We start from the raw sequence: 23,384 nt of genomic DNA on the forward strand, positions 1-23,384 counted from the left end.
TAAATTGAATGGTCATTTGATTTGATCTAATGGCGCGCATTCAGGGGGATTCTGTCAACTGTAAAGTTGCGCCGCCGGGCATGCGCACGCCGAACCGTACGAAATCGGGCGAATTTGATGCGCCGTTTCGAACCAGCCTGAGCCACTGCCAGCAGCCCACCGCGCTTTTCACCTCGCGTCTGCCCCGTTCCAGCGCCTTGCTGCCGCGGGCTTCCGTCCGGCAGGCGGGCCTCGATCCAACCCACGATGTCTCCCAGCACCTGTTCCTTGCCGATGTCGTTCAGCAAGTCGTGGAAATGCCCGTCGTAGAGCTTCAGGGTCTTGTCCTTCGAGCCTGCATTGGTGAGGAAAAACTCGCTGCCCCGGCAGACCGTCGCGCGATCCTCGGTGCCATGCAGGATGAGCACCGGCAGGGCGATCCGCGCGAAACTGTCATGCAGCCTCTCGCCCGAGAGAACCAGCGCGGCCACCGTCGCGGCGGGCTGGCGCTCGTCCTTGGTCAGCGGGTCCGCTTCGAGTACGTGGAGGGCCTCGGGATCGCAGGTGAAATCCTTCCTCTTCAGCGTTAGGACGCCAAGCTTTCGTGCCAGATGACTGAGCCCCCTGACCGCTGAAAGCACGACTCCGGGGGCGGGCACCTGAAACGCGAAGCTCTCGCGGATAAATCCGTCGATCTCGTCCGGGTGGTCGAGCGCGTAGGTGCAGCAGATGACGCCGCCGGCGCTGTGGCCAAGCACAAAGAGCGGCACATCCGGGTGACGCGAGCGCGCGATCTGGAGCAGCCCGCGCAGGTCTGCCACAGAGTCCGCGATGTCCTCGACGTAGAACCTCTCACTGTCGGACAGGTCGCGTCCACGCAGGTCAAGCGCAAGCCGTGAACCCAAGCCCGGCGAGCCGATCCCCGGTCCAGCCATATTGCCCGCCGTGCGAGTTTACCCCGCGAGACATCGCGACAACCGCCCTCGGCTCGCCCGAAGCGGGCCACCTCCGCATGTGGATGCGCGTACTCCCTGCAGAGATGAAGTCTCCTCAGGTCATCCGGTCCGCTCCCGAGCTGTCGCATCCCTCGGATGCGGTGACCGCCAAGTCCTTCCGCGAGACCGTTGGCCTGTCACCCTATCAATGGGTACTCCGGCCGCGGGTGGCGCAGGCGCGGCAACTGCTGCTGATGACAAAGCTGCCGCTGGTCGAGATCGCGCTGAGCTGCGGGTTTTCGGACCACAACCATTTTACCCGCATCTTCATAAGGCTGGAGGGAATATCTCCGGGACGCTTGCGGCGGCGCGGGCAATGAGCGGGCGCGTGCCACGATGTGCGCAGCGGGAACAGCGCAACAGCCGAGACAGGTCGGCCAACCGCCTTTCGCGGCATCGGACAGCGACGGGCCATTCGGTGCGCCGCTCGCTCGACGCGGACGAGCGCCGGTTACGGCGCGATGTCGACGATCTGCCTGCCTGTTCCTGGAGGTGCGTGATGGACAGTCTTGGCCCTGACCTGCGGCAGATGCAGCGCACCCCGCTGCATCCCGAGCCTATCGCGGCGCTGCGCGCGCCGGGCGCGGAGGTGCGTTTTGAAGCTGGAGCGCGGATCGCACGGCTCGTCGATCCTGCCGACCGGTTTCTGTTCGTGCTCGAGGACGAGGTCGAGATGCTGCATCCCTACGCCGGGACGCCGCTGACGCTGATCGGCGCGGATCAGGACGAGGCGCTGCGCCGGATCGAGGAGTTCGCCGGACGCAATCGCATCCCGCTGCGCTCGTTCAACCTTGCCGGTACCCAGTCCAAGGCGATTGCCCGCGACTGCGGGATCGCGCCCGGTGTGCCGGCCGTTGTCTTCGGCGAAGGGGACATGATCGAGGTGCCAAAGCCGCTCAAGGTGGCGCAGCGCCTCGGGCTCGATCTCCGGGCCGATCCGGGCCAGGTCTTCGATGCGCTGATCGTCGGTGGCGGTCCCGCCGGGGTTGCGGTCGCCGTCGATGCGGGGGCCGAGCGCCTGCGCGCGCTGGTCATCGAGGAACTGGCCATCGGCGGGCAGGCGGGCACTTCCAGCCGGATCGAGAACTACATGGGGGTCCCCACCGGCATCAGCGGTGCCGACCTGATCTGGCGCGGCGAGGTGCAGGCGCTGAAGTTCGGCACCCGCTTTGCCTGGCCGCGGTGGGTCACGCGGCTTGAGCGGCAGAAGGACGGCCTGTTCTGCGCCACGCTCGACTGCCGGACCCGTGTCTGCGCGCGCGCGGTGGTCGTGGCTCGTGGCCACCGGCGTGCAGTATCGCCAGATTGCGGGGCCGGGGATGACGCGCTTCGCGGGCAGGGGCGTCTACCATGCCGTGACCGAGATCGGGGCCCGCCATTGCCGCGATGCACAGGCGGTGGTGGTCGGCGGCGGCAATTCCGCCGGACAGGCGGCGATGTTCCTGACGCGCGGCGAGCCACCTTCACCTGCTGGCGCGCGGGACCTCTCTGGCCGTGTCGATGTCCCACCACCTCTCCAGCAGACTTGCAGCAGATCCCCGCGTCAGCGTCCATCTGGAAAGCCGGACTTGCGGCGTTGCCGGTAAGGACCGGCTCGAGGAGGTCACGATTGAAACCCGTGGTGCCGGGGCGCTGGCGCATTCCGGCCTGCGCGGTCTTCGTCACGGCCGGGGCCGCGCCGAACTGCCGCTGGCTCGGCGATTTGGTCACGCTGGACGCGGGCGGGTACATTGTGACGGGTGCTGCCGCCCGGCGCGACCTGTCGTTCGAGACGACGCAGCCGGGCATCTTCGCCGTCGGCGACATCCGTGCAGGATCGGTCAAGCGCGTGGCCTCGACGGTGGGCGAGCGATCGGTGGTGGTGCCCGAGGTCTGGCGTCACCTCGCCGAACCACCTGCGCGGGGGCGGTCCTGACGGTGCGGCCGCTGCGCCGCGCCGCCGGTGGTGGCCCCGCTGCGCCGCCCGCGTCGGCGCTCACGTCCGGTGGATCGCCGAGCCGGGCCGATGGCAGTTTTTTTCGCCGGGTGCGCATGGTCTGGAACAGACCGATCGCGGGCGGGTCCGGCAAAATTCGCCGGAATTCGCCGGAATTCGTCTCCGGCAGCCACGCAATGCGTCGACCGAAGACGCGCGGGCTGCTACCTCTTCGGCGGCGGGCGCGTTCCGCGCCAAGCGAGGACAGGAGGCGAGCCATGCCCCAAGGTGCGATACCCGGACTTCACCATGTCACGTCCATCTGCAGCGACCCGCAGGCAAATCTCGATTTCTATGCGGGATGCCTCGGCCAGCGGCTGGTCAAGAAGACCGTCAATTTCGACGCGCCGGACACCTATCATCTCTACTACGGTGACACGGCGGGGAGCCCAGGCACGCTGATGACCTTCTTTCCCTTCACCGATGCGGGACCCGGCCGGGCCGGTCCCGGCATGGCCAGCGCCGTGGCCTATGCGGTGCCGGGGCAGAGTTTCGAGGGATGGATGGAGCGGCTCGCGCTTGCCGCGGTGGATTTCGACGGGCCGGTCGAGCGCTTCGGCGCGCGGATGCTCCTGCTGCGCGACGCCGATGGCGCGCCGGTCGAGTTGATCGAAACGGAGGCCTCCGGCGAGGCGCTGGCGGGGCTTCACTCGGTGACGCTCTGGGAGGCTGATCCCGATGTCACGGCACGCGTGCTGACCGAGCACTTCGGCTACAGTGCCGCGGGTGGCGAGACGACCGGCGGTGTCGAACGGCTGCGCTTCGTCGCGCAGGGGGCGGGGCGCGGATCGGTGATCGACATTATCCGCTCTGACGCGCCGACATTGCCCCGCAGCGGCGCGGGCACCATTCACCAAGTCGCCTTCCGCGCCGAAAGCGACGAGGTCCAGCTGGACTGGCACGACCGCCTCGCCAGCGCCGGTTTCGACGTGACCCCGGTGATCGACCGGCAATATTTCAACGCGGTCTACTTCCGCGAGCCGGGCGGCGTGCTGTTCGAGATCGCCACCGATCCGCCGGGCTTTGCGGTGGACGAGGCTCCCGAGGCCCTTGGCAGCGGGCTCAAGCTGCCGGCGCAATACGAGCCGATCCGCGATCGGCTCGAGCGCGTCCTGCCCGAGCTGAGGCCGGTGCGATGAGGCGCGCGGGTGCTCCGGCCAGCAAGGCCAGCGCCGGGCTGGTGCTGGTGCACGGTCGCGGCAGTTCAGCAGCGGACATGCTGGGGCTGGGCGAGGCATTGGCGCTGCCGCAGGTGGCGCTTCTGGCACCAGAGGCACCGGGGCGCTCCTGGTGGCCGACAAGTTTCCTGGCTCCCAGTGCAGAGATCGCGCCCTGGCTCGACCGCGGCCTTGCCGCCGTCCGGAACAGCATCGCCGCACTCGAGGAGGAAGGGCTGGCGCGCAGCGCGATCTGCCTGCTCGGCTTCAGCCAAGGCGGCTGTCTGGCGCTGGAGTTCGCAGCACGCGAAGGGCAGGGTCTTTCCGCGGTTTTCTGCCATTCCGGCGCGTTGGTCGGCACCGGTGACGACGCGGGCCCGCCGAGCGAAGCGCTCTACGGCTTTGCGCCCAAGCGCTTCGACTACCCGGACCACGTGGATGGCCTGCGGATCGACATGAGTTGCCACGAGCGCGATCCGCATATCCCGCTGGCCCGTTTTGCCCAAAGCACGGCGCGCTTGCAGGAATTGGGGGCCGATGTGACGCAAAGGGTTTACCCCGGAGCCGGGCATTCGCTGCGGCAGGAAGACGTGAACGCGCTGCGTGGCTGGCTCAACCGCGCAGCGCCGCAGGTCTGATCCAAGCGCCGGGCAATGTGGGCGCGCCCGCAGTTGCGGAAAGCTTGACTCTCGGCCTTGCGCGCGTCCCTGTCGGCTCCGAAGACATCACCAGGCAGGAGCGCAGATGCCACAGGATTTCGACCGGGAGCTCGAGGGCGGCTGGTCCGCTACGCGGCCATCGACAGCCAGAGCGACGAGGATTCCCCCAGCTCTCCCAGCACCGCGATCCAACTCGACCTTCTTCGGCTGCTCGAAACCGAACTTGCCGCCATGGGCGCGCAGGACGTGCGGCTGACCGATTACGGTGTGGTGCTGGCGACCATCCCCGGCACGGTGCCCGGCCCTACGATCGGCTTTCTGGCGCATGTGGACACCGCGCCGCAGTTCAACGCCAGCGGCGTGAAACCGCGGGTGATCCGGGGCTACAACGGCGGCGAGATCACCTTCCCCGACGATCCTGCGCTGCGGCTCTCGCCCGAGGATTTCCCCTATCTGGCGGAAAAGCAGGGCCATGACATCATCACCGCGTCGGGCACCACGCTGCTGGGCGCCGATGACAAGGCCGGTGTCGCGATCATCATGACTGCCGTGCGCCACCTGCTGTCCACCCCCGATATTCCGCACGGCCCGATCCGCATCGCCTTCACCCCCGACGAGGAAATCGGCCGCGGCGTTTCACCGGCGCTGCCGGAGGATCTGGGGGCGGAGTTCGCCTATACGTTCGACGGTGGCCGCGTCGGCGAGATCGAGGAAGAGACCTTTTCGGCCGATGCCGCCGAGGTCACGGTCACCGGCGTGTCGATCCACCCCGGCTTCGCCAAGGACAAGATGGTGAATGCCACGCATCTGGCCGCGAAGATCGTCCAGACGCTGCCGCAGGCGGTGATGACCCCCGAAACCACCAGCGGTCGCGAGGGCTTCGTGCATGTCACCGACATGACCGGCGGCTCGTCGGAGATGAAAATCCGGCTGATCCTGCGCGACTTCGAGCGCGACGGTCTCGCGGCCAAGGGCGCGCTGCTGCGTCAGGTCTGCGAGGCGGTGCAGGCCACCGAGCCGCGCGCCACGATCACCTGCGAGATCCGGCCGCAGTACCGCAACATGCGCTACTGGCTGGAGGACGACACGCGGCCGATCGATCTAGCGCGCGCGGCCTGCCGGGCGCTCGACCTCGAGCCGGTGTCGATCCCCATCCGCGGCGGCACCGACGGCTCGCGGCTGACCGAGATGGGCGTGCCGACGCCGAACCTATTCACCGGCATGCAGAACATCCACGGACCGCTGGAATGGATCTCTGTACAGGACATGGCTGTCGCCACCGAGTTGTGCCTGACGCTCTGCCAGCTGGCGGCAGGCGACTGAGCCGACCGGGGGCTGCGCGCGTCTTGAAGGTGCGCAGCCCCGTCGCGCAGGCCGGACCAAAGGCCGGGGATCTCGGAGGTCGCGCGGCGCGTACTGAATTTCCGCGCAGCGGGTGCGATATATTCTATTCCTGTCAGGGCACCGCGATGCGCTAGGGCTCGCACGATCCAGAGACAGGAGTGGTCATGAAAGACGACGATCTAAGGCATTTGCGCGAAACGATCCGCATCGCGCACCAAAGCCGCGAAGCCGGAAATCACCCCTTTGGCGCGATGCTTGTCGGGCCGGACGGTGCGGTGCTGATCCGGCGGGGCAATGCCTACGGCGAAGACCGGGGCGTGGGGCACGCCGAATTGCTGGTCGCGCAGGAGGCCAGCCGGCTCTATGCGCCAGAGGTCCTCGAAGGCTGCACGCTTTACACCTCGGTCGAACCTTGCTGCATGTGCGCCGGGGCCTGCTACTGGGCGGGGATCGGCACGGTTGTCTACGGCATGACCGAAAAGCGCCTGGCGGTTCTGACCGGCGACAACCCCGAGAACCTCACGCTCGATCTGTCCTGCGAGACGGTTTTCGCGGCGGGGCAGCGCAGGGTCGAGACGCGCGGCCCCTTTCCAGAGATCGAGGAAGAGGTCGCCGAGGGGCATCGCGGGTTCTGGCAATAGTGGCCCGGCCCAGTGATCGGGCCAGGCCGGTCGCTGTGCACCCCGCTCGACCGCGCCGGGTGCCTAGAAGATGCTCTCGACGGGGTGACCGAGCGCAAGTGCGCCGACAAACTCCGCCTGTATCTCCTTTTGCAGAGGGTGGTAGCGGGCGGCCTGGATGTCGCGGAACAACCGTTCAAGCTCGGCCTTGCGGTAGAAGCCTGCGCCACCGGCAAGTTCCATCGCCAACTCGACCGTGCGGATCGCGTTTTCCTCGACCAGCCGCCGCCCGGTCATCACCTGCGCGACGGTGTCGGCCGAGGGCGCGTTCAGCTCGCTGGTCGCCACCATGTGGGCATGGGCCAGCCGCGCCGTAATGAGCGCCGTCTCCATCCGCCCGGCCCGGTCGCGCAGCAGCGCGGTCGCGGGGCGCCGCGCGGCGATCTCCACCGCAAGGTCGCGCGCCCGCTCGGCAACGCCGAGATAGACCGCGTAGATCAGCGGGAAGGCGATGGTGCCGAGCATGAAGAAGAGCGGATGCCATTTGCCCCGCGGCCGTTTCACGGCCACCTTGTCTTCCGGGACGAAAAGCCCCTCGATCATCACGTCGTGGCTGCCCGTGCCGCGCATCCCCAGCGTGTGCCAGGTGTCGAGCACCGTGACCTCTGGCGCGGCCATCGGGCAGCCGAAGTGGAGGATGGTTCCGCCGTTCTCGGGCGAGATCGCGCTGGTCATCAGCAGATCGCCCGCGGGCGCGCCCGAGACGAACATCTTCCGCGCGGTGATCCGGTATCCGCCCGGGACCGGCTCGGCCTTGCCCGACCCTCCGATCCAGTCGCCGCCCCCCGAGGAGAGCAGCACCAGCTTTTCGGCCGCCACCCGCTTCAGCAGGGGTTCGGTCTTGTCCCGCGTGGCCTGCTGATGGTGCCAGCGCCATGCCGGAAAGGCGACCTGGTGGGTGTGCATGGACAAGGCAAGCGCGGTCGACGAGCAGCCATGCGCAAGCCGCCGCAGCATGTCGCTGAGCGCGCGGATGTCCGCGCCGCCGCCACCAAGCTCCGTGGGCACCCCGGCATCAAGCAGCCCGAGCTCGGCCGCCCTGACGTAGCTGTCGGCGACGAAGCTCTCCTCGGTGTCGCGGGCCATGGCTTTCTGTCCGCAGTGCTCGGCGAATGCGTCCGCGATGGTGGCAAGGTCGCGCGCCACGGGACGGTGGATTGTATCGATCTGGGTCATGTCGGTGATCCTTTCATTCCCTGTCGTCCCTTCAGAATGCAGAAGGCTGCGCGCCGCGATAGTTCAGGAAATGTACCTGCTCTGCTATAGTCGGGGCATGGAGATCACCAACCTCTATGGCCAGTTCTGCCCGATCTCGATGGCGTCAGAAGTGTTCTGCACGCGATGGACGCCGTTGGTCGTGCGCGAGCTGCTCTGCGGATCGACCCGGTTCAACGACATCCGCAAGGGCGTGCCAAAGATGTCGCCCAGCCTTTTGTCGAAACGACTCAAGGAGTTGGAACTGGCCGGTGTGATCAAGACGGTGCCGGGCGAGCGCGGCACCCAGGAATACCACCTGACCCAGGCTGGCGAGGAACTGCGCCCGATCGTGCTCGGCATAGGCTCCTGGGGGCAGCGCTGGGTCGAATCGCGCCTGTCGCTGCGCAATCTCGATCCTTCGCTGCTGATGTGGGACATAAGGCGCAACTTCGAGCCCGATCCGCGCCCCGACAGACGTTGCACGATTCAATTTCTGTACCCGGAAATCGGGGAAAATCTGCGCGACTGGTGGCTGGTCGTCGGCAAGGATGACACGGACCTGTGCAAATTCGATCCCGGCTTCGAGATCGACATCCTCGTCACCGCCGACCTGAGGGCGATGACCTCGGTCTGGATGGGCCTGTCGAAGCTCCGGGACGAGATCGCCGGGGGCCACATCCAGATCGATGCGGTCCCGGAACTCGAGGCACGGCTGAAGACCTGGCTGAAGCTCAGCGTCTTCGCGCCGCAGCCGCGCATGGTGGAGTGACCCGCGCCCCTGGCGCGCGGGCCCGCTGGTCTCCGTTCAGGTCGTGGCTGCGTTGGGGCCGGTGTCGACGCACCAGCCGCGGATGATCACCGCCTCGCGCTCCGGACGGGCGCTTTGCAGGGTGCCGATGAACAGCCGCTTGTTGAGCCCTTCCCATGGTCCCTGTGGCACCGTCAGGGTGATGCGCGACATGGCGTAGCGCGGGCCGGCGCTGCTTTCGTCGATCACCACGCTGTTGCGGACGGTGATGACGCCACCGTCCTCCAACCGCATCTCGTAAAGCGCATCCAGTTCCTTGCAGCCGTCGGGACGCAGCAGCTGCCGGTCGGCACCGCCCGCAAGAACCGTGCCGCGAAAGCCCTCGTAGCCCGCCGCGCCGCGAAAGCTGCCGCCGGTGATCGGCACGATGAAGCGGTGACCCGCCGGCCCGGTGCCGAGGTCTTCGCGCGGCGCGATGTCCACCAGCGCCTCCCAGACGAGATGGGCGCTGGGGGCGGCGGGCGGCACGCGGTCGAAATGGCTGAGGCTGTCGGTCATTCTGCTGTCCTGTCTGTTGCCGGCGCGCTGTCTTGGGGCCGGCTCTGCGCGGTGATGAAATCGACGAAGGTGCGGGTGGCGCGTTGCGCCCGCGCGGGGTCCCAAACCAACCCCAGCGGCGCAAGCGGGGCGTCGATCCCGGTCGGCAGAACGACGATCTGTCCGGTGACGATCCAGGGCAGCGCCACGCTGCGGGGCATCAGCGTGATCATCGTGCCCTCGCGCAGCAGCATCCACGACAGCGCCATCTGCCGCGACACCACGCGCGCCTGCGGTGCTTTCTCGAACCCGTGTTCACGCGCGAGCCGCTCGAACTCGTGCCGCGCGAGGGTCGAGATATGGTTGGGCAGCCACAGGGCGCTGGCCAGATCGTCGCTGCTGATCCGCGCCTTCCGGGCGAGCGGATGGTTCGCCGCGGCGATCACCACCATCTGGTCGACGCGGCACGGCAGGAAGCTCCAGCCATCGGGCAGGACCTCTGGCGACCGGCAGCAGAGCAGGTCGATCTCGCCGCTGGCCAATGCGGCTTCCTGCCCCATGCCCATGACTTCGCTCAGTTGCACCTGCACGCTTCGGTGGCGGTGCACGAACAGCGGCAGCAGGTCGTGCAGCAGCCCGCCGGCGGCGGCAACGGTGGTGGCGACGCGCACCAGCGTCGCGTCGAAGTCGCGGCGCAGCACGATGGTCTCGGCGCTTTCCTCGACCGCGGTGACGATGCGCCGGGCCACCTGCTCGAGATCGCGTGCCAGTTCGGTCGGGTCCACGCCGCGCGAATGGCGCAGGAACAATGGCAGGCCGACGAGCCGTTCCAGCTCGGAGCAAAGCTGCGACATGCCGGGCTGGGTAATCCCCATCGCCTCGGCGGCGCGCCCCATGCTGCGCAGGTCGCACAGCCGGATGAGCGCCTGCATGTGGCGGAACTTGCCACGCGACATAAGGCGCTGGACCAGGGCATGGGTATCGATGTCTCTGGTCATCACACTCTCTTATGCATGCGCGTCATTCTTTATTATTCATTTATGCCTTTTGTCCTTACAGCTTCGAACCGGAGGAGAAAAGGAGGAGGTGACCATGTCATTGCAATTCGTGGCGCGGCTGACGCGCAGGACGCTGATCCTGTCGGGGATCGCTTTGGCGGCCTCGCTGACGCCAGCCGCCGCGGCCGACTGGCCGCAGGGCGCGGTGCAGCTCGTGGTGCCCGCGAAACCGGGGGGCGGGACGGATTCCGCCGCGCGGGTCGTTGCGGCCAAGCTGAAGTCGGTGATCGGCCGCCCGGTGATCGTGGTCAACCAGCCCGGCGGCGGCGGGGCGGTGGCCGCCGAGACGGTGCGCAATGCAAGGCCCGACGGCGCGACCCTGCTGTTCTATCACTCGGGGTTGCTGTCGGCCTTTCACACGGGCGGATACGCGCATTCTCCGGCCGAAGAGTTCAGCGCCCCCGCGGTCATGCCGATCGGCGGCAGCTATGCGCTGGTGGCCGGGCCAGACAGCGAGACCGCGGGCGTGCCCGACCTTGTGGCGCGGGCCAAGGCGCTTCCCGACGAGGTGACGCTTGCGGTGCAGATCCGCGGCGCCTCGCATTTCATGGCGGGGCTGCTCCAGAAGGACAGCGGTGCCGCCTTCCGCGTGGTTGATGCCGGCTCGGACAGTGACAAGCTGATCGCCGTGCAGGGCGGGCAGGTCGACGCGGCCTTCGTCAACACCGCGGGGGCGCTGCAATACGCCGAGGCGGGCAAGGTGCGCATCCTTGGCACGCTTTCTGGCGAGCCGGGCCGCGATCCGATGACGCCCGACCTGCCGTCGCTCGACGAGCAGGGCTATCCGGACGTTGTGTTCGGCTTCACCTTCTTCGCACTGGCGCCGAAGGGCCTGCCCGAGGACATTGCCGAGGCGATCAACGCCGCCTTTGCCGAGGTCCTGACCGATCCCGAGATCGTCGCGCAGTTCGACAAGATGAAGATGCCGCTCGGCATCTATGGCCGCGCGGAAGGCGAGGCGCGGCTGGCGGAGGCCGATGCCGGCATGGCCGCAACGGCGCGGCTGCTCGGCTTCAAGTAACCCATGATTTCCAGACCCTTCCGGCCGCGCCGCGCGCGGGGCCGGACGCCCCATGCCCGATGCCAGACAGGAGAGCGACGTGAGCACCACAGAGATGACCGAACAGGACCGCGGAAAGCTGGCCGAAAGACTGCGCAACAACCCGACGCTGGTGTTCGAGAATACGCCGGAGAAACGGGCATTGCTCGACCGTGTCACGGTCTCCGAGCTGGCGATCCCGACCCGCCACGGTGACTGCCGCGCGATGCTGGTGGCGCCGCCGGGCGCGAGCGAGGACGCGCCGCTCTTCATCAACTTCCACGGCGGCGGCTTCGTGCGCGGCTACGAGGTGCGCGACACGATCTTCTGCGCTGACGTCGCACTGCGTACCGGGGCGAAGGTGCTCGATGTGGACTACCGGCTGGCCCCCGAACACCGCTTCCCGGTCGCCTTCGAGGAATGCTACGACCTCTGCGCCTGGGCCTTCGGCAATGCCGCGGCACTCGGTGTCGACGCCGCCCGCATCGCCATCGGCGGGCACAGTGCGGGGGGCAACCTGACCGCGGCGATCAACCTGCGCGCCAACCAGACCGGCGATTTCGTCCCGGTGCTGCAGGTGCTCGACTATCCGTTTCTCGACGCGGCCACCGATCCCGCCGACAAGACGCCGGGATCAGAGGATGAGGTGCTGCCCTACGAGCGGATGCGCTCCTTCAACAAGCTGATCCTGCGCAGCCCCGAGGATGCGCTGAACCCTTACCTTTCGGTTGTGCGCGCCGATCCCGCGGATCTGCCGGGAATGCCGCCCGCCGTGGTGCTGGTGGCCGGACGGGATCCGCTCGCGGGCGAGGCGCTGCGCTACGGCCAAATGCTGATCGAGGCCGGAGTGGACGTGCGCCTGCGCAAGTTTCTGAACAGCCGGCACGGCTTCGTGACCAACGGTCTGGAAGAGGCGGCGGAGGCCCGCGGCCTCATCGTGGATGCGCTGATCGGGGCCTTTCGGCGGGCGTCCTGAGGCGGCAATCACGATCATTTTCAAGGGGAGGAGAAAACCATGAAGTACCTGAAGACACTTGCCGCCGCGACCTTCGGTCTTGTCGTCGGCAGCGCGGCGCTGGCCGGAGACTGGCCGAAGGGGCCGGTGCAGCTGCTGATCCCGGCCAAGGCCGGCGGCGGCTCTGACGTCATGGGCCGCGTCTTTGCCGACTACCTGCAATCGCAGATCGGCAAACCGGTGGTGGTGGTCAACCAGCCTGCTGGCGGCGGCACCGTGGCTTTCGAGACCGTGCGCAACGCCACGCCCGACGGCCAGACGCTGATCTTCACCCACACCGGGCTGCTGGTGAACTATCACACCGGGCGCTACGACCATCCGCTCTCGGAGTTCACCACCATCGCCATCGGCCAGAGCTACCCGCCGCAGGTCTACGCGGTGGCCCCCGATGCGCCCTGGTCCGACATGAAGGACTTCGTCGAGGACGCCCGCGCGCATCCCGGCGAGTACACCTTTGGCGTGGCGCTCGGCGGTACCTCGCATTTCATCGCCGGGCAGATCATGGACGCCGAGGATGTGGCGTTCAAGCTGGTGGAGGCGTCCTCGGAGGTCGATAAGGTCGCGGCACTGCAGGGCGGGCATATCGACATCGGCAACATGGGGGCCGGCGCCGCGGCGCAATATGTCGAGGCGGGCAAGCTCAAGGTGCTGGCGATGATCGATGCCGAGGCCGATCCCAAGTATCCCGACTTCGTGCCGGCGCTGGATCAGGGGGTGAATGCCAGCTGGGTCGCGCCGCTCGTGCTCTGGGGGCCGGCGGGTATGGACCCGGCGCTCGTGGAGGAGATCAACGCCGCGGTGAAGGGCATGGCCGAGAATGACGAGGTTATCGAGCAGCTCGACAAGATGTCGAGCAAGGTGCGCGCCTACGATGTCGCGGAGGCGCAGGCGCTGATCGCCGCCGAGGATGCGAAGATCGGCACGCTTGCCCAGGACCTCGGACTGGCCCGCAAGTGACGAACAGGGGCCGGCCCCGCTTCGGGACCGGCCGCCGCAAGGGAGGAGCAGACACAGATGCAACGCACGGATCGTATCACCAGCCTCGCGCTGATCGGGCTCGGCCTGATCGTGGTCTGGTTGACCAGCCGGATCACCTACACGTCTTTCACCGACGACCCCGGACCACGCCTCTTTCCCTATTTCGGCGCGGCGGTGCTGATCCTGTCGGGCCTTGGGATTTTCCTGCGCGCCGGGCGCAGCGAGATCGCTGAGGAAACCATCCCGGTGGACCGCGCGCAGATCCGCCGCGGCGGCATCTTCTTCGTGCTGCTGGCACTCTACGCGCTGGCGATGAAGCTCTTCGGGTTCTACGCGGTGACGCCGCTGCTGGTCTTCGCCGTCTATTGGCTGATCGCCGGGCCGAAGCGGCGCGCGGTCTGGCGGGGTGCGGTTCTGGGCCTTGGCTGCACCCTGGCCGTCTATCTTCTCTTCACGCTCGGGCTGGGGTCCTACCTGCCCGAAGCCTCGATGTTCTGAGGCCGCCATGTTCGATGTAGTCCTGAGCCTCTTCGACCCGGTCACCTTTGCGATCATCCTCGGTGCCTCGATCCTCGGCGTCATCCTCGGAGCGATCCCGGGCCTCTCGGGCGGCCTTGGCGTGGCGCTGTTGCTGCCAGTCACCTTCGGCATGGAGCCCGGTACCGGCCTGGCCATGCTGGTGGCGATCTGGATCGGCGGCGTGTCGGGCGCGATGATCGGGTCGATCCTGCTTGGCATCCCCGGCTCGCCCTCTGCGATCGCCACCTGTTTCGACGGCTACCCGATGACCCGCAACGGCGAGGCCGTGAAAGCCCTTGGCGCGGCGATCACCGCCAGCTTCCTCGGCACGTTCTTCTCGATCCTGGTCGCCGCGGTGGCAAGCCCGGTGCTGGCCGATCTCGCGCTGAAGCTGGGGCCGTGGGAGTATTTCTCGCTCGGCTTCTGTGCCATCGCGCTTGTCGCCTCGCTCTCGCGCGAGAACGTCGGCAAAGGCATGGCCTCGGCCTCGCTCGGGTTGCTTTTCGCCTGCGTCGGCTTCGCGCCGATCGACGGCACGGCGCGGTTCTCGTTTGACAACATGTACCTGTCGAGCGGCTTCGACCTCATTGCGATGATGCTGGGCATCTTCGCCCTGAAACAGATCGTCATGGACTTCGCCAAGGGCACGCAGGACCTGCCCAGCGTCGATGCCGGGCGCATCTCTGGGTTCGGGGTCAGCCTGCGCGAGTACCGCGACAACCTGTGGAACCTCGTGCGCTCCTTCGGCATCGGCATCTGGATCGGATTCCTGCCGGGCATGGGGGCGGCGCTGTCGAACATGGTCGCCTATGCGCAGGCCAAGAGCGCCTCGAAGCACCCCGAGAAGTTCGGAAAGGGGTGCATCGACGGGGTCTTTGCCTCGGAGATCTCGAACAACGCCAGCGTCGGCGGCTCGCTCATCCCGATGATCGCGCTGGGGATACCCGGCGATGGCACCACCGCGATCCTTCTCGGCGGGCTGATGATCCACGGCGTGCAGCCCGGCCCGCTGCTGTTCACCAACAACCCCGAGATCGTCTACATGGTCTTCGGCACGGCGCTGCTTTCGGCGGTGCTGGTGGTGTTGGTGCAGTTCTTCGGGATGCGGCTCTTCCCGGCGATCCTCAAGGTGCCCTACCACTACCTCTACCCGCCGATCGTGGTGCTGAGCTTCGTCGGCGTCTTCGTCAACGTCGGCGGGACCTATATCTTCCTGTTCCTGCTTGGCTTTGCGGCGCTGGGGATCGTGATGGACATGGTGCGCCTGCCGGTAAGCCCTTTCCTGCTGGCCTTCATCCTCGGCCCGATGCTGGAATCGAACCTGCGCAAGGGGTTCACCTATTCGGCGGACGGGGCGCTGGCCTTTTTCACCCGGCCGATCTCGGCGGCGCTTCTGGCCGCGGCGGTGCTGAGCATCGTCTGGCCCTATCTCAGGCCGATGCTGCGCCGCGCTCAAGCGCGCGCCTCCTGAGGCGCATTGTCGAGAGCCCCGGCGGGGGCTCTCGACGCATGGGAGGGTGCGCCCGAGGAGCCGTCAGGCCAGCGCCAGCTCGCGGTCGTAGCGCGGCCAGCTGGTGATCGGCCCACGCCAGCCCTCGTAGGCCTTGGCCAGCGCGAAGACCTTGGCGTCCTGGAAGCGGGGGGCGACGATCTGCAGGCCGATGGGCATACCGCTTGCCGAGAAGCCGCAGTTGATCGAGCAGGCCGGCTGCTCGCCCATGTTCCACGGCACGGTGAAGCAGATGTGCTCGAAGGGTCGGATGGGGTCGTTGGTCGGAGAGGCCCAATCGGCGGGATAGCTGACGTTCGGGTTCACCGGCGACAGGATCGCATCGACCTTCTGGAAGGCCTCTGCCGCGGTCTTGCGCATCGCGAAGGTCTGGTCGAAGCCCTGCGCTACCTGCACCGGCGAGGCTGCGGCCCCCGAGGCGGCCCATTCGCGGATATAGGGCAGGATCATCGCGCGCTTCTCGGGCGAGAGCGCCTCCATCATGCCCCAGAACCGCGCGCGCCAGGCCACGTCGAGCCCGTCGAGCATCTCGCGGCTCAACACCGGAGCGATCGGTACGATCTCTGCCCCATGCGCGGCGAAGGCCTCGGCGGCGGCCTGCACGGCGGCCATGACCTCTGGCTCGGCGTCGATGCCGCAGCCCGCGTCGAGCATCAGGCCGATCTTCATGCCGCGCACATCCGCGGGGGCCACGTCCCAATTGATCGGCTCGTAGGCCGGCGAGGTCGCGTCGCGCCAGTCGGGGCGGGTGATGGTCTGCATGAGCAGGGCGGCGTCATCCACCGTGGGGGTCATCGGGCCGGCGGCACGGCCGGTGTAATAGGGATAGATCGGGATCCGCCCCAGCGTGGGCTTGAAGCCGAAGAGGCCGGTCCAGCCCGCCGGCAGCCGCACCGAGCCTCCGATGTCGGTGCCGACGTGCAACGGGCCATAGCCCGCCGCGCCGGCCGCCGAGGCCCCGGCCGAAGAGCCGCCGGGGTTCTCGGAGAGCTTCCAGGGGTTGCGCGCCAGCTGGTGAAAGCTCGACAGTCCCGAGGAGAGCATCCCGTAGTCGGGGCATGTGGTCTTGGCGAACATGATCGCCCCGTCCTCGCGCAGCCGTGCCGAGGTGGGGGCATCGTCCTCGGCGGGGACGAGGTCGATGGCGGCGGTGCCGAGCGGGACCGGCTCGCCCTTCACCGCGATCAGCTCCTTGATTGTCACCGGCATGCCGTCGAGCGCGCCCTTCGGCGCACCGGCCATGTAGCGCGCCTCGGCGGCCTTCGCCTCGGCCAGCGAGCGCTCGGGTTCGAAGGCGTAAAGCGCGCCGACCTTCGGCTCGCTGGCTTCGACGCGGGCGATCAGCGCCGTCATGTAGTCGACCGGCGACAGGCTCTTGGCGGCGAAGGCGGCCAGCGTCTCGCGCGCGGATTTGTCCAGGATGTCAGACATGGAAGGGACCTTTCTGGGAGGAGGGCGGTCAGCGTGCCGCCACGCGGCGGGACCTGCGGCCGATGACCTCGAGGGTCGGCTCGGCCGCAAGGAGACGGCGGGTGTAGTCTTCGCGGGGGGCATCCAGGACAGCGCGTGCGGGACCGGTCTCGACCAGCCTGCCGTGCTGCATCACCGCCACCTCGTCGCAGATCTCGTCGACCACGCCGATGTTGTGGGTGATGAAGAGCACGCTGATGCCGTGCTCCTCGCGCAGCTTGAGGATCAGTTCGAGGATCTGCTTCTGCACCGTCAGATCGAGCGCCGAGGTGGCCTCGTCCGCGACCAGCAGCCGGGGCTTGGTGATCAGCGCGCGGGCGATGGCGATGCGCTGACGCTGGCCGCCGGAGAATTCGTGCGGGTAGCGGGTCACGTCCGAGGCCGAGAGACCGACGTCCTCGAGCAGTTCACCCACCAGTTCGCGCCGCTCGGCGCCCTTCGGTGCGGCGGGGTCGAGGTGCAGCGGCTCGGCGATGATGCGGCCCACGTCGTGGCGCGGGTCGAGCGAGCTGTAAGGGTCCTGGAAGACCATCTGGAAATTGCGCCGCGCTGCGCGCAACTGGCGCGGCGACAGGGCAAAGAGGCTTCGCCCGTCGAGCAGCACCTCGCCCGAGGTCGGTGTGTCGAGTGCCATCACCTGCTTCGCCAGCGTCGACTTGCCCGACCCGCTTTCGCCCACCACGCCGAGGATGCGCCCCTCGTCGAGACCGAGCGTCACGTCATCCAGCGCCCGGATGGTGCTGCCGTTCAGCGTGTAGTGGCGCGAGAGGTTCTGGACCTTGAGGATTTCAGCCATCGGAAAGCTCCAGCGAGGCGCGCACCCGTCCCGGCATCGCCGCGAGGAGTTTGCGCGTGTAGGCGTGGGTGGGACGGCGCAGCACCTGCTCGGTTTCGCCCTGTTCCATCTCGTCGCCGCGGTACATGACCAGCGTGCGGTCGGCGATGCGGGCGATGACGCCCAGGTCGTGCGAGATCAGGATCAGCGCGATCCCCAGCTCGGCGACCAGCTCGTCGAGGATGTCGAGCACCTCGGCCTGCACCGTCACGTCAAGCGCGGTGGTCGGCTCGTCGGCGATCAGCAGCTCCGGCTTCAGCGCCAGCGCGATGGCGATGCCGATGCGCTGGCGCTGTCCGCCCGACATCTCGTGCGGGAAGCTGTCGATGCGCTCGGCGGCACGCGGTATCTTCACCATCTCGAGCAGACGCAGCGCCTCGATGCGGGCGTCGCGCCGCGACAGGCCCTGGGCCAGCCGCAGTCCCTCGGCGATCTGCGCGCCGACCCGCATCGACGGGTTGAGCGCGGTCATAGGTTCCTGGAAGATCATCCCGATCTTGCGGCCGCGGACCCGGCAGAGCTGGCGCTCGGACATGGTCAGGATGTCCTCGCCGTCGAGCAGGATCCTCCCCGTTGCCCTTGCGGTGCGCGGCAGCAGCCCCATGGTGGCCAGCGAGAGCACCGACTTGCCCGAGCCGCTTTCGCCGACGATGCCCAGCGTTTCGCCCTTGGCCAGATCGAGGCTGATGCCGTGGACGACCTCGACCGGATCGCCATGTTCGCGCGCGAAGGAGACGCGCAGGTCGTGAACAGACAGCATCATGATGCCTGCCTCCGTCTTGGGTCGGTGAGGTCGCGCAGCCCGTCGCCGAGCAGATTCAGCCCGAGCACCGCCGCGGCAATGGCAAGGCCGGGAGCCAGCACGAGGTGCGGCGCGGCCGAGATGAAGGTCTGCGCATCCGCCAGCATCCGGCCCCAGCTCGGGGTTGGCGGGGCGACACCCATGCCGAGGAAACTGAGCCCCGCCTCCGACAGGATCGCAAGGCCGGTCTGGATCGCAAGCTGCACGATGATCTGCGCCGAGATGTTGGGGAGGATGTGCTGAAGTGTGATCAGCGCCGGACCCTTGCCCGCCATGCGCGCGGCCTGCACGAAGTCGCGCGACCAGATTTGCAGCGCCGCGCCGCGGGTCACGCGGGCGAAGACCGGGATCATGAAGACGCCGATGGCGGTGATCGACGTCAGCGCTCCCGGACCCATCAGCGCGCCCAGAAGGATCGCCGAGAGGATCGGTGGAAAGGAAAAGAGCACGCCGTTGACCGCCATCGAAACGCGCTCGAAGGCGCCGCCCTTGGCAGCGGCAGAGACGCCCACCAGCGTGCCGATGGCGCCGCCCACCAGCGTCGCGGTGACGGCGATGCCCAGCGAGGTCCATGCCCCGGCCATGATGATCGAGAGCACGTCGCGGCCGATTTGGTCGGCGCCGAGCAGCCCGGCCTCGCCCGGAGCCTTGAGGCGGTTGAGAATGTTCATCGCGGTGGGATCGGCCGGCGTCCAGACCCGGCTCAGCAGCGCCGCGGCCAGCAGTCCGCCGGTGATCATCCCGCCCGCGATCAGCGAAAAGGGAAGTTTCCTCATGTCCGGCCCCTCAGGCGCGGGTCGAGCACGGCGTAGAGCGCGTCGACGATGACGTTCACGACCATCACGATCAGGGTGAACATGAGCACCACGTTCTGCACCACGATGAGGTCGCGCTGGGACAGCGCCTGATAGGCCAGCGTGCCGATGCCCGGCAGGGTGAACACGTTTTCGACCAGAACCGCGCCGGAGATCAGGAAGGGAATTTGCAGCCCCAGCATGGTGACCACCGGCAGCAGCGCATTGGGCACCGTGTGACGCCAGAGCGCGCGCGTGCGGCTCATGCCCTTGGCGCGGGCGGTGCGCACGAAGTCCTCGTTGGTGACCTCGATCACCGCCGCGCGGGTCACCCGCGTGAGCACTGCCGACTGCGGGATGGCAAGCGCGATGGCAGGCAGGATCAACGCCTCGAGTGCGGGCCAGGCACCGGCCTGCCAGCCCGGAAAGCCGCCAGGGGTGAGCCAGCCGAGACCCAGGGCGACGCCGAGGATCAGCAGCAGGCCGATCCAGAAGTTCGGCACCGCGATGCCGACCTGCGAGAACAGCGAGGCGAGCGTGTCCACCGGCCCGTTCGGGCGGTTGGCGGCCCAGACTCCGAGCGGCAGGGAGATGACAATCGACAGCAGCGTGGCGATCGCCGTCAGCGGCACGGTCACCGCCAGCCGGTCGCCGATCAACTGCGCCACCGGCACGCCATAGGTGTAGGAGTTGCCCAGATCGCCGGTGAATACCCCGCCCAGCCAGGACAGGTAGCGCAGCAGCAGCGGGCGATCGAGCCCCAGCTCCGCGCGCAGCGCGGCGACGGTGTCGGGCGAGGCGTTGGTGCCCAGCATGATCGAGGCAGGATCGCCGGGGGCGGCCTCGATCAGCAGGAAGATCACCAGCGACGCGATCGCGAGAACGACCGCGAGGCCGCCGATCTGCCGTGCCAATCTCTTGAATGCAAGCATGGTACCTCTCGGCCCCTGAAAGGGGCCAGTTCTTGTCGTTGTGGTCTTTCGGGAAAAGGGCGGGGCGGCCAGGGATGGGGGACCGCCCCGATGCGCCGGCCTTACTCGGCCCAGTGCACCTCGGTCATGTCGTTGGACGGCACCGGGCCGTTTTCCCAGACGCCTTCGAGACCGGCCTTCCAGATGCCCAGCTTCGGCTCGGAGAAGAGGAAGAGCGCGGGCATGTCCTGCGCGATGATCTCCTGCGCCTTGTGGTAGCCCTCGGCGCGGGCGTCGGGGGTTGCGGCCCCGGCGATTTCGGCGATGGTCGCGTCGAACGCGGGGTTCTCGTAGTTGAAGTAATAGGGGTGGCGAGCGTAGATATTGATGTCCAGCGGCTCGGCATGGCCGATGATGGTCATGTCGTAATTGGTGTCCTTGAACACGTCCTGGATCCAGGCCGCCGGGAAGTCCGAGCTCTCGATCTCCGCTGTCACCCCGATCTGCGAGAAATAGGCCTGAAGAATCTCGGCCGAGCGCTGCGCATAGGTGCGGGTCGGCACCTTGAAGGTGAACTCGAAGCCGTCGCCGTAGCCCGCCTCGGCCAACAGCGCCTTCGCGCCCTCGGGGTCGTAGGGGAACGCGCCGGTCAGATCCTCGTAGAACGGGCTGGCAGGCGAGAAATGCGAGCCGATGGGCGTGCCGTAGCCGGATTTCACCGCCTCGATCAGCATGTTACGGTCCACCGCCATCATCAGCGCGCGGCGCACGCGCACGTCATCGAAGGGCGGCCTGGCCGTGTTCATGCCCGCGACGATCTCCATTTCGCCGGTGCCGACATGGGTGACGAAGCCCGCATCCTTGGTGAACTGCTCGAAAAGCTCGGGCGCGCCGAACTCGGCAATGCCATCCACCTGTCCCGAGCGCAGCGCCGCGACCTGGGCCTGCGGGTCGGCGATGAAGCGCGCGGTCACCCGGTCGAGCGCCGGGGCCTCGCCCCAGTAGCCGTCATAGGCGCTCATGATCACGCGGTCGCCCTGACGCCACTCGTCGAGCTTGAACGGGCCGGTGCCGACGGGGGCACTGGTGTTGGTCTCGGCCGAGCCCGGCTCGACGATCACCGCCGCCGGGAACCCGAGCCAATAGAGCAGATCGGAGGAGGGGGCGGACAGGCGCAGCACCAGGGTCTGTGCGTCCGGGGCCTCCACCGCCTCGATCACCGTGAAGAGGGCCTTCTGACCGTTGGTGGACTGCTCGGCGAGGATGCGCTCCAGGCTGAACTTGGCGACGCTGCTGTCGAAGACCGCGCCGTTGTGGAAGGTGACGCCCTCGCGCAGGAGGAAGGTATAGGTCAGGCCATCCTCCGAGATCTCCCAGCTGGTGGCGAGCTGCGGCTGCAACGCACCGTCGCGATCAATGGTGACGAGACCCTCGAAGATGTTCTGCCAGGTGACCTGGCCTGCGGCGACCGGCGAGCCGACGGTCGGATCGAGACCGGCAGGCTCGACCGCCTGGATGAAGCTGACGTCGCCGGCGGCATGGGCCGCAAGCGGTGCCGCAGCGATGAGGGCAGCCGCCGAGATGGAGCCGGCAAGAGCGCGGAGCGTAAGAGTCATTGGGGTCCCTGTCGTTATGAGTGTCAGTGTGGTCTTCGTCACATCTTGACGACAGATGAAAGAGCAGATCGAGTGTCCTGAAAACTGAAATTACAAAGTCACTGTGCTACGAAAATCGTTGCACTGACCGGAGAGCGCCATGGATATGATGACCATCGAGCTGTTTCAGGAGCTGGCGCGCTCTGGGTCGATCCGCCAGACCGCCGAGGCGATTGGCGTGTCGCCCACCGCGGTGGCCCGGCAGCTCGACAAGCTCGAGCGCGCGTTCGGCACGCCGCTGGTCGAGCGCACCCCGCGCGGAGTGCGGCTGACCGCAGCGGGTGAGGTGATCGCCGCGAAATCACGTGACGTGGCGCGGGAGTTGGCCACGGCCAAGCAGATGATCGACGAGCTGAAGGGGTTGCGGCGGGGCCATGTGTCTGTGCATGTGAACGGCGCGGCGATCAGCTCGATCCTGGCGCCAGCTTTGTCCGAATTCTCGGGAATGCATCCCAACATCTCGATCGAAGTGGTGGTCTCCTCGGCGCAGGGGGCGCTCGATGCGGTGGCGACCGGCCAGACAGACATGGCGGTGACCATGTTCGCCCCGGCCGATGCGCGCGTGATGACGCGCTTCCGCATGCCGGTGCGCCACGAGCCGATCCTGTCTCCGAACCATCCGCTGGCGGCGCAGGAGCGGCTCTCGATCGCGGACCTCGTCGGCCATCGGCTCGCGCTTCCCGACCGCAGCTTCGGCGTGCGCCGGATCTTCGACACGCGGCTGCGCACGCATGGGTTCGATCCCTTCGAGGCGGCCTTCACCACCTCGTCGCTGGAGTTGCAGAAGGAACTGGCCCGGCGCGGTTCGGCGATCCTGATCCTGCCGCAGATGACGGTGCAGCGCGAGCTCGACGATGGCGATCTGGTGATGCGGGCGTTCGAGCCGAGGAGCCGAATCGAAACGCTGATCGAGCTGAGCCATTCCGTGACCCGTCACCAGAGCTTCGCCGCACGGCAGGTGCTGGATTTCCTCAGCGGTTTCCTGGAACGGCGTCACGGTTGATCTGCTGGGTAGGGGGGCCTTGCGCAGTCTTTTCGAGGGTTCAGACCCATTGGTATCCAGAGCCAGGGAAAGACGGTAGCGGCGGGGCAATGGCTGAGAGGAAGACATTCGGACATCGGTCGTAGCGGCGGCGATCATATCGAACCCTGGCCAGACGACCCTTCTGGCTCGTGACTTCGCGGGTGTCTGCTTCTCGGCCCACGGCCACATTCCGCCCTACGGAGAGGACCGCGCCCAGGGTGTCCTGCACCGGGCACAAGCAGCAACGCCGGGGCTCGGTGCGGCGCGCTTGCCCGACGTTTGCGGCGGCGGTACCGCCGCCGGTTGACTCTGCAACGCCCGGAGGATGCATTGCGCATTCAAGCCACTGAAATCCGAACCGGGTCCGACATGGTCACAAATGCTCTTCGCGCTTCGGCGCCGGACTCCTTCCGCGCCCTCGGGGCCGTCTTGTCGAAGACCTACAGGTTCATCGCGATCGACGTGGAAACGGCCAATTCGGACGCCAGCAGTATCTGCCAGAT

22 protein-coding genes and 1 pseudogene are annotated in these 23,384 nt (G+C 67.5%); 13 read left to right on the forward strand and 10 right to left on the reverse strand.

All coding sequences use genetic code 11. The features are described from left to right. Positions 1-26 precede the first annotated feature (26 nt). Positions 27-914 (reverse strand): alpha/beta fold hydrolase, encoded by an 888-nt coding sequence (locus IQ782_RS15915; RefSeq protein WP_194135642.1) that lies wholly within the window; start codon positions 912-914, stop codon positions 27-29. Between the two features lie 104 nt (positions 915-1,018). Here IQ782_RS15915 and IQ782_RS15920 point away from each other — a divergent pair, with 104 nt between their 5' ends. The 6 genes and pseudogenes from IQ782_RS15920 to IQ782_RS15945 all read left to right on the forward strand — a co-directional run bounded on the left by IQ782_RS15920 (position 1,019) and on the right by IQ782_RS15945 (position 6,750). Continuing rightward, positions 1,019-1,294 carry a helix-turn-helix transcriptional regulator gene (locus tag IQ782_RS15920; protein ID WP_194135643.1) on the forward strand — a complete coding sequence of 92 codons (276 nt, stop codon included), beginning with the start codon at positions 1,019-1,021 and terminating at the stop codon, positions 1,292-1,294. Positions 1,295-1,473: 179 nt separating this feature from the next. Then, positions 1,474-2,889 (forward strand): NAD(P)/FAD-dependent oxidoreductase, encoded by a 1,416-nt coding sequence (locus IQ782_RS15925; protein ID WP_240989331.1) that lies wholly within the window; start codon positions 1,474-1,476, stop codon positions 2,887-2,889. Positions 2,890-3,167: 278 nt separating this feature from the next. Then, positions 3,168-4,088, forward strand: coding sequence for a ring-cleaving dioxygenase (locus IQ782_RS15930; protein WP_194135644.1), 921 nt, complete (start codon positions 3,168-3,170; stop codon positions 4,086-4,088). After that, positions 4,085-4,744, forward strand: a complete 660-nt coding sequence (locus IQ782_RS15935; protein WP_194135645.1) for an alpha/beta hydrolase — start codon at positions 4,085-4,087, stop codon at positions 4,742-4,744. Before IQ782_RS15930 ends, IQ782_RS15935 begins: the two co-directional genes overlap by 4 nt. A 106-nt stretch (positions 4,745-4,850) precedes the next feature. Then, positions 4,851-6,088 (forward strand): annotated as a pseudogene (gene pepT, locus IQ782_RS15940) (peptidase T). A 185-nt stretch (positions 6,089-6,273) separates the two neighbouring features. Then, positions 6,274-6,750 (forward strand): nucleoside deaminase, encoded by a 477-nt coding sequence (locus IQ782_RS15945; RefSeq protein WP_194135646.1) that lies wholly within the window; start codon positions 6,274-6,276, stop codon positions 6,748-6,750. A gap of 63 nt (positions 6,751-6,813) precedes the next feature. Here IQ782_RS15945 and IQ782_RS15950 read toward each other — a convergent pair whose 3' ends face one another. Then, positions 6,814-7,965 (reverse strand): acyl-CoA dehydrogenase family protein, encoded by a 1,152-nt coding sequence (locus IQ782_RS15950; RefSeq protein ID WP_194135647.1) that lies wholly within the window; start codon positions 7,963-7,965, stop codon positions 6,814-6,816. 97 nt (positions 7,966-8,062) lie between these two features. Here IQ782_RS15950 and IQ782_RS15955 point away from each other — a divergent pair, with 97 nt between their 5' ends. Further along, on the forward strand, positions 8,063-8,755 hold the full coding sequence (locus IQ782_RS15955) for a winged helix-turn-helix transcriptional regulator (protein WP_194135648.1): 693 nt from the start codon (positions 8,063-8,065) through the stop codon (positions 8,753-8,755). A 36-nt stretch (positions 8,756-8,791) separates the two neighbouring features. On the opposite strand, the gene IQ782_RS15960 is transcribed toward IQ782_RS15955, so the two are convergent. Both IQ782_RS15960 and IQ782_RS15965 read right to left on the reverse strand, forming a co-directional pair. Then, on the reverse strand, positions 8,792-9,292 hold the full coding sequence (locus IQ782_RS15960; protein WP_194135649.1) for a DUF3237 domain-containing protein: 501 nt from the start codon (positions 9,290-9,292) through the stop codon (positions 8,792-8,794). After that, a complete protein-coding gene (locus tag IQ782_RS15965) occupies positions 9,289-10,269 on the reverse strand; it encodes a LysR family transcriptional regulator (protein WP_194135650.1) in 981 nt (326 codons plus the stop codon). The genes IQ782_RS15960 and IQ782_RS15965 overlap by 4 nt, the downstream gene beginning before the upstream one ends. Positions 10,270-10,363: 94 nt before the next feature. Here IQ782_RS15965 and IQ782_RS15970 point away from each other — a divergent pair, with 94 nt between their 5' ends. The 5 genes from IQ782_RS15970 to IQ782_RS15990 all read left to right on the forward strand — a co-directional run bounded on the left by IQ782_RS15970 (position 10,364) and on the right by IQ782_RS15990 (position 15,351). Then, positions 10,364-11,350, forward strand: coding sequence for a tripartite tricarboxylate transporter substrate binding protein (locus IQ782_RS15970; protein WP_194135651.1), 987 nt, complete (start codon positions 10,364-10,366; stop codon positions 11,348-11,350). A 79-nt stretch (positions 11,351-11,429) separates the two neighbouring features. Continuing rightward, complete coding sequence (locus tag IQ782_RS15975; protein ID WP_194135652.1) at positions 11,430-12,344, forward strand: alpha/beta hydrolase fold domain-containing protein; 915 nt, start codon at positions 11,430-11,432, stop codon at positions 12,342-12,344. A gap of 39 nt (positions 12,345-12,383) precedes the next feature. Further along, the gene (locus tag IQ782_RS15980) at positions 12,384-13,340 is read left to right on the forward strand and encodes a Bug family tripartite tricarboxylate transporter substrate binding protein (RefSeq protein WP_194135653.1); all 957 of its coding nucleotides are present in this window, start codon (positions 12,384-12,386) and stop codon (positions 13,338-13,340) included. Between the two features lie 57 nt (positions 13,341-13,397). After that, entirely contained in the window at positions 13,398-13,859 is a 462-nt protein-coding gene (locus IQ782_RS15985; protein WP_194135654.1) for a tripartite tricarboxylate transporter TctB family protein, read from the forward strand. 7 nt (positions 13,860-13,866) lie between these two features. Beyond that, entirely contained in the window at positions 13,867-15,351 is a 1,485-nt protein-coding gene (locus tag IQ782_RS15990; RefSeq protein WP_194135655.1) for a tripartite tricarboxylate transporter permease, read from the forward strand. 63 nt (positions 15,352-15,414) lie between these two features. Here the strand turns inward: IQ782_RS15990 and IQ782_RS15995 are convergent, their stop codons facing one another. The 6 genes from IQ782_RS15995 to IQ782_RS16020 all read right to left on the reverse strand — a co-directional run bounded on the left by IQ782_RS15995 (position 15,415) and on the right by IQ782_RS16020 (position 21,818). Next, entirely contained in the window at positions 15,415-16,821 is a 1,407-nt protein-coding gene (locus IQ782_RS15995; protein WP_194135656.1) for an amidase, read from the reverse strand. 28 nt (positions 16,822-16,849) lie between these two features. Continuing rightward, positions 16,850-17,656 carry an ATP-binding cassette domain-containing protein gene (locus IQ782_RS16000; RefSeq protein ID WP_194135657.1) on the reverse strand — a complete coding sequence of 269 codons (807 nt, stop codon included), beginning with the start codon at positions 17,654-17,656 and terminating at the stop codon, positions 16,850-16,852. Continuing rightward, positions 17,649-18,458 (reverse strand): ABC transporter ATP-binding protein, encoded by an 810-nt coding sequence (locus IQ782_RS16005; RefSeq protein ID WP_194135658.1) that lies wholly within the window; start codon positions 18,456-18,458, stop codon positions 17,649-17,651. Before IQ782_RS16005 ends, IQ782_RS16000 begins: the two co-directional genes overlap by 8 nt. Continuing rightward, positions 18,455-19,273: an ABC transporter permease gene (locus IQ782_RS16010; RefSeq protein WP_194135659.1), complete on the reverse strand. Its 819-nt coding sequence runs from the start codon at positions 19,271-19,273 to the stop codon at positions 18,455-18,457. Before IQ782_RS16010 ends, IQ782_RS16005 begins: the two co-directional genes overlap by 4 nt. Further along, positions 19,270-20,223 carry an ABC transporter permease gene (locus IQ782_RS16015; protein WP_194135660.1) on the reverse strand — a complete coding sequence of 318 codons (954 nt, stop codon included), beginning with the start codon at positions 20,221-20,223 and terminating at the stop codon, positions 19,270-19,272. Before IQ782_RS16015 ends, IQ782_RS16010 begins: the two co-directional genes overlap by 4 nt. Before the next feature lie 101 nt (positions 20,224-20,324). Then, entirely contained in the window at positions 20,325-21,818 is a 1,494-nt protein-coding gene (locus tag IQ782_RS16020; protein WP_194135661.1) for an ABC transporter substrate-binding protein, read from the reverse strand. Positions 21,819-21,957: 139 nt separating this feature from the next. On the opposite strand from IQ782_RS16020, the gene IQ782_RS16025 reads away from it, so the two are divergent. Further along, entirely contained in the window at positions 21,958-22,860 is a 903-nt protein-coding gene (locus IQ782_RS16025) for a LysR family transcriptional regulator (RefSeq protein ID WP_194135662.1), read from the forward strand. Positions 22,861-23,384 lie beyond the last annotated feature (524 nt).

Source organism: Salipiger mangrovisoli, assembly GCF_015223355.1.
Lineage (GTDB): Bacteria > Pseudomonadota > Alphaproteobacteria > Rhodobacterales > Rhodobacteraceae > Salipiger > Salipiger mangrovisoli.

Coding starts and splice junctions, on each gene's coding strand:
- IQ782_RS15930 (WP_194135644.1), top strand. CDS start 3,168: ATGCCCCAAGGTGCGATACCCGGACTTCACCATGTCACGTCCATCTGC.
- IQ782_RS15970 (WP_194135651.1), top strand. CDS start 10,364: ATGTCATTGCAATTCGTGGCGCGGCTGACGCGCAGGACGCTGATCCTG.
- IQ782_RS15945 (WP_194135646.1), top strand. CDS start 6,274: ATGAAAGACGACGATCTAAGGCATTTGCGCGAAACGATCCGCATCGCG.
- IQ782_RS15925 (WP_240989331.1), top strand. CDS start 1,474: ATGGACAGTCTTGGCCCTGACCTGCGGCAGATGCAGCGCACCCCGCTG.
- IQ782_RS15965 (WP_194135650.1), bottom strand. CDS start 10,269: ATGACCAGAGACATCGATACCCATGCCCTGGTCCAGCGCCTTATGTCG.
- IQ782_RS15960 (WP_194135649.1), bottom strand. CDS start 9,292: ATGACCGACAGCCTCAGCCATTTCGACCGCGTGCCGCCCGCCGCCCCC.
- IQ782_RS15950 (WP_194135647.1), bottom strand. CDS start 7,965: ATGACCCAGATCGATACAATCCACCGTCCCGTGGCGCGCGACCTTGCC.
- IQ782_RS15920 (WP_194135643.1), top strand. CDS start 1,019: ATGAAGTCTCCTCAGGTCATCCGGTCCGCTCCCGAGCTGTCGCATCCC.
- IQ782_RS16020 (WP_194135661.1), bottom strand. CDS start 21,818: ATGACTCTTACGCTCCGCGCTCTTGCCGGCTCCATCTCGGCGGCTGCC.
- IQ782_RS15995 (WP_194135656.1), bottom strand. CDS start 16,821: ATGTCTGACATCCTGGACAAATCCGCGCGCGAGACGCTGGCCGCCTTC.
- IQ782_RS15980 (WP_194135653.1), top strand. CDS start 12,384: ATGAAGTACCTGAAGACACTTGCCGCCGCGACCTTCGGTCTTGTCGTC.
- IQ782_RS16010 (WP_194135659.1), bottom strand. CDS start 19,273: ATGAGGAAACTTCCCTTTTCGCTGATCGCGGGCGGGATGATCACCGGC.
- IQ782_RS16000 (WP_194135657.1), bottom strand. CDS start 17,656: ATGGCTGAAATCCTCAAGGTCCAGAACCTCTCGCGCCACTACACGCTG.
- IQ782_RS16015 (WP_194135660.1), bottom strand. CDS start 20,223: ATGCTTGCATTCAAGAGATTGGCACGGCAGATCGGCGGCCTCGCGGTC.
- IQ782_RS16025 (WP_194135662.1), top strand. CDS start 21,958: ATGGATATGATGACCATCGAGCTGTTTCAGGAGCTGGCGCGCTCTGGG.
- IQ782_RS15990 (WP_194135655.1), top strand. CDS start 13,867: ATGTTCGATGTAGTCCTGAGCCTCTTCGACCCGGTCACCTTTGCGATC.
- IQ782_RS15935 (WP_194135645.1), top strand. CDS start 4,085: ATGAGGCGCGCGGGTGCTCCGGCCAGCAAGGCCAGCGCCGGGCTGGTG.
- IQ782_RS15955 (WP_194135648.1), top strand. CDS start 8,063: ATGGAGATCACCAACCTCTATGGCCAGTTCTGCCCGATCTCGATGGCG.
- IQ782_RS15985 (WP_194135654.1), top strand. CDS start 13,398: ATGCAACGCACGGATCGTATCACCAGCCTCGCGCTGATCGGGCTCGGC.
- IQ782_RS15915 (WP_194135642.1), bottom strand. CDS start 914: ATGGCTGGACCGGGGATCGGCTCGCCGGGCTTGGGTTCACGGCTTGCG.
- IQ782_RS16005 (WP_194135658.1), bottom strand. CDS start 18,458: ATGATGCTGTCTGTTCACGACCTGCGCGTCTCCTTCGCGCGCGAACAT.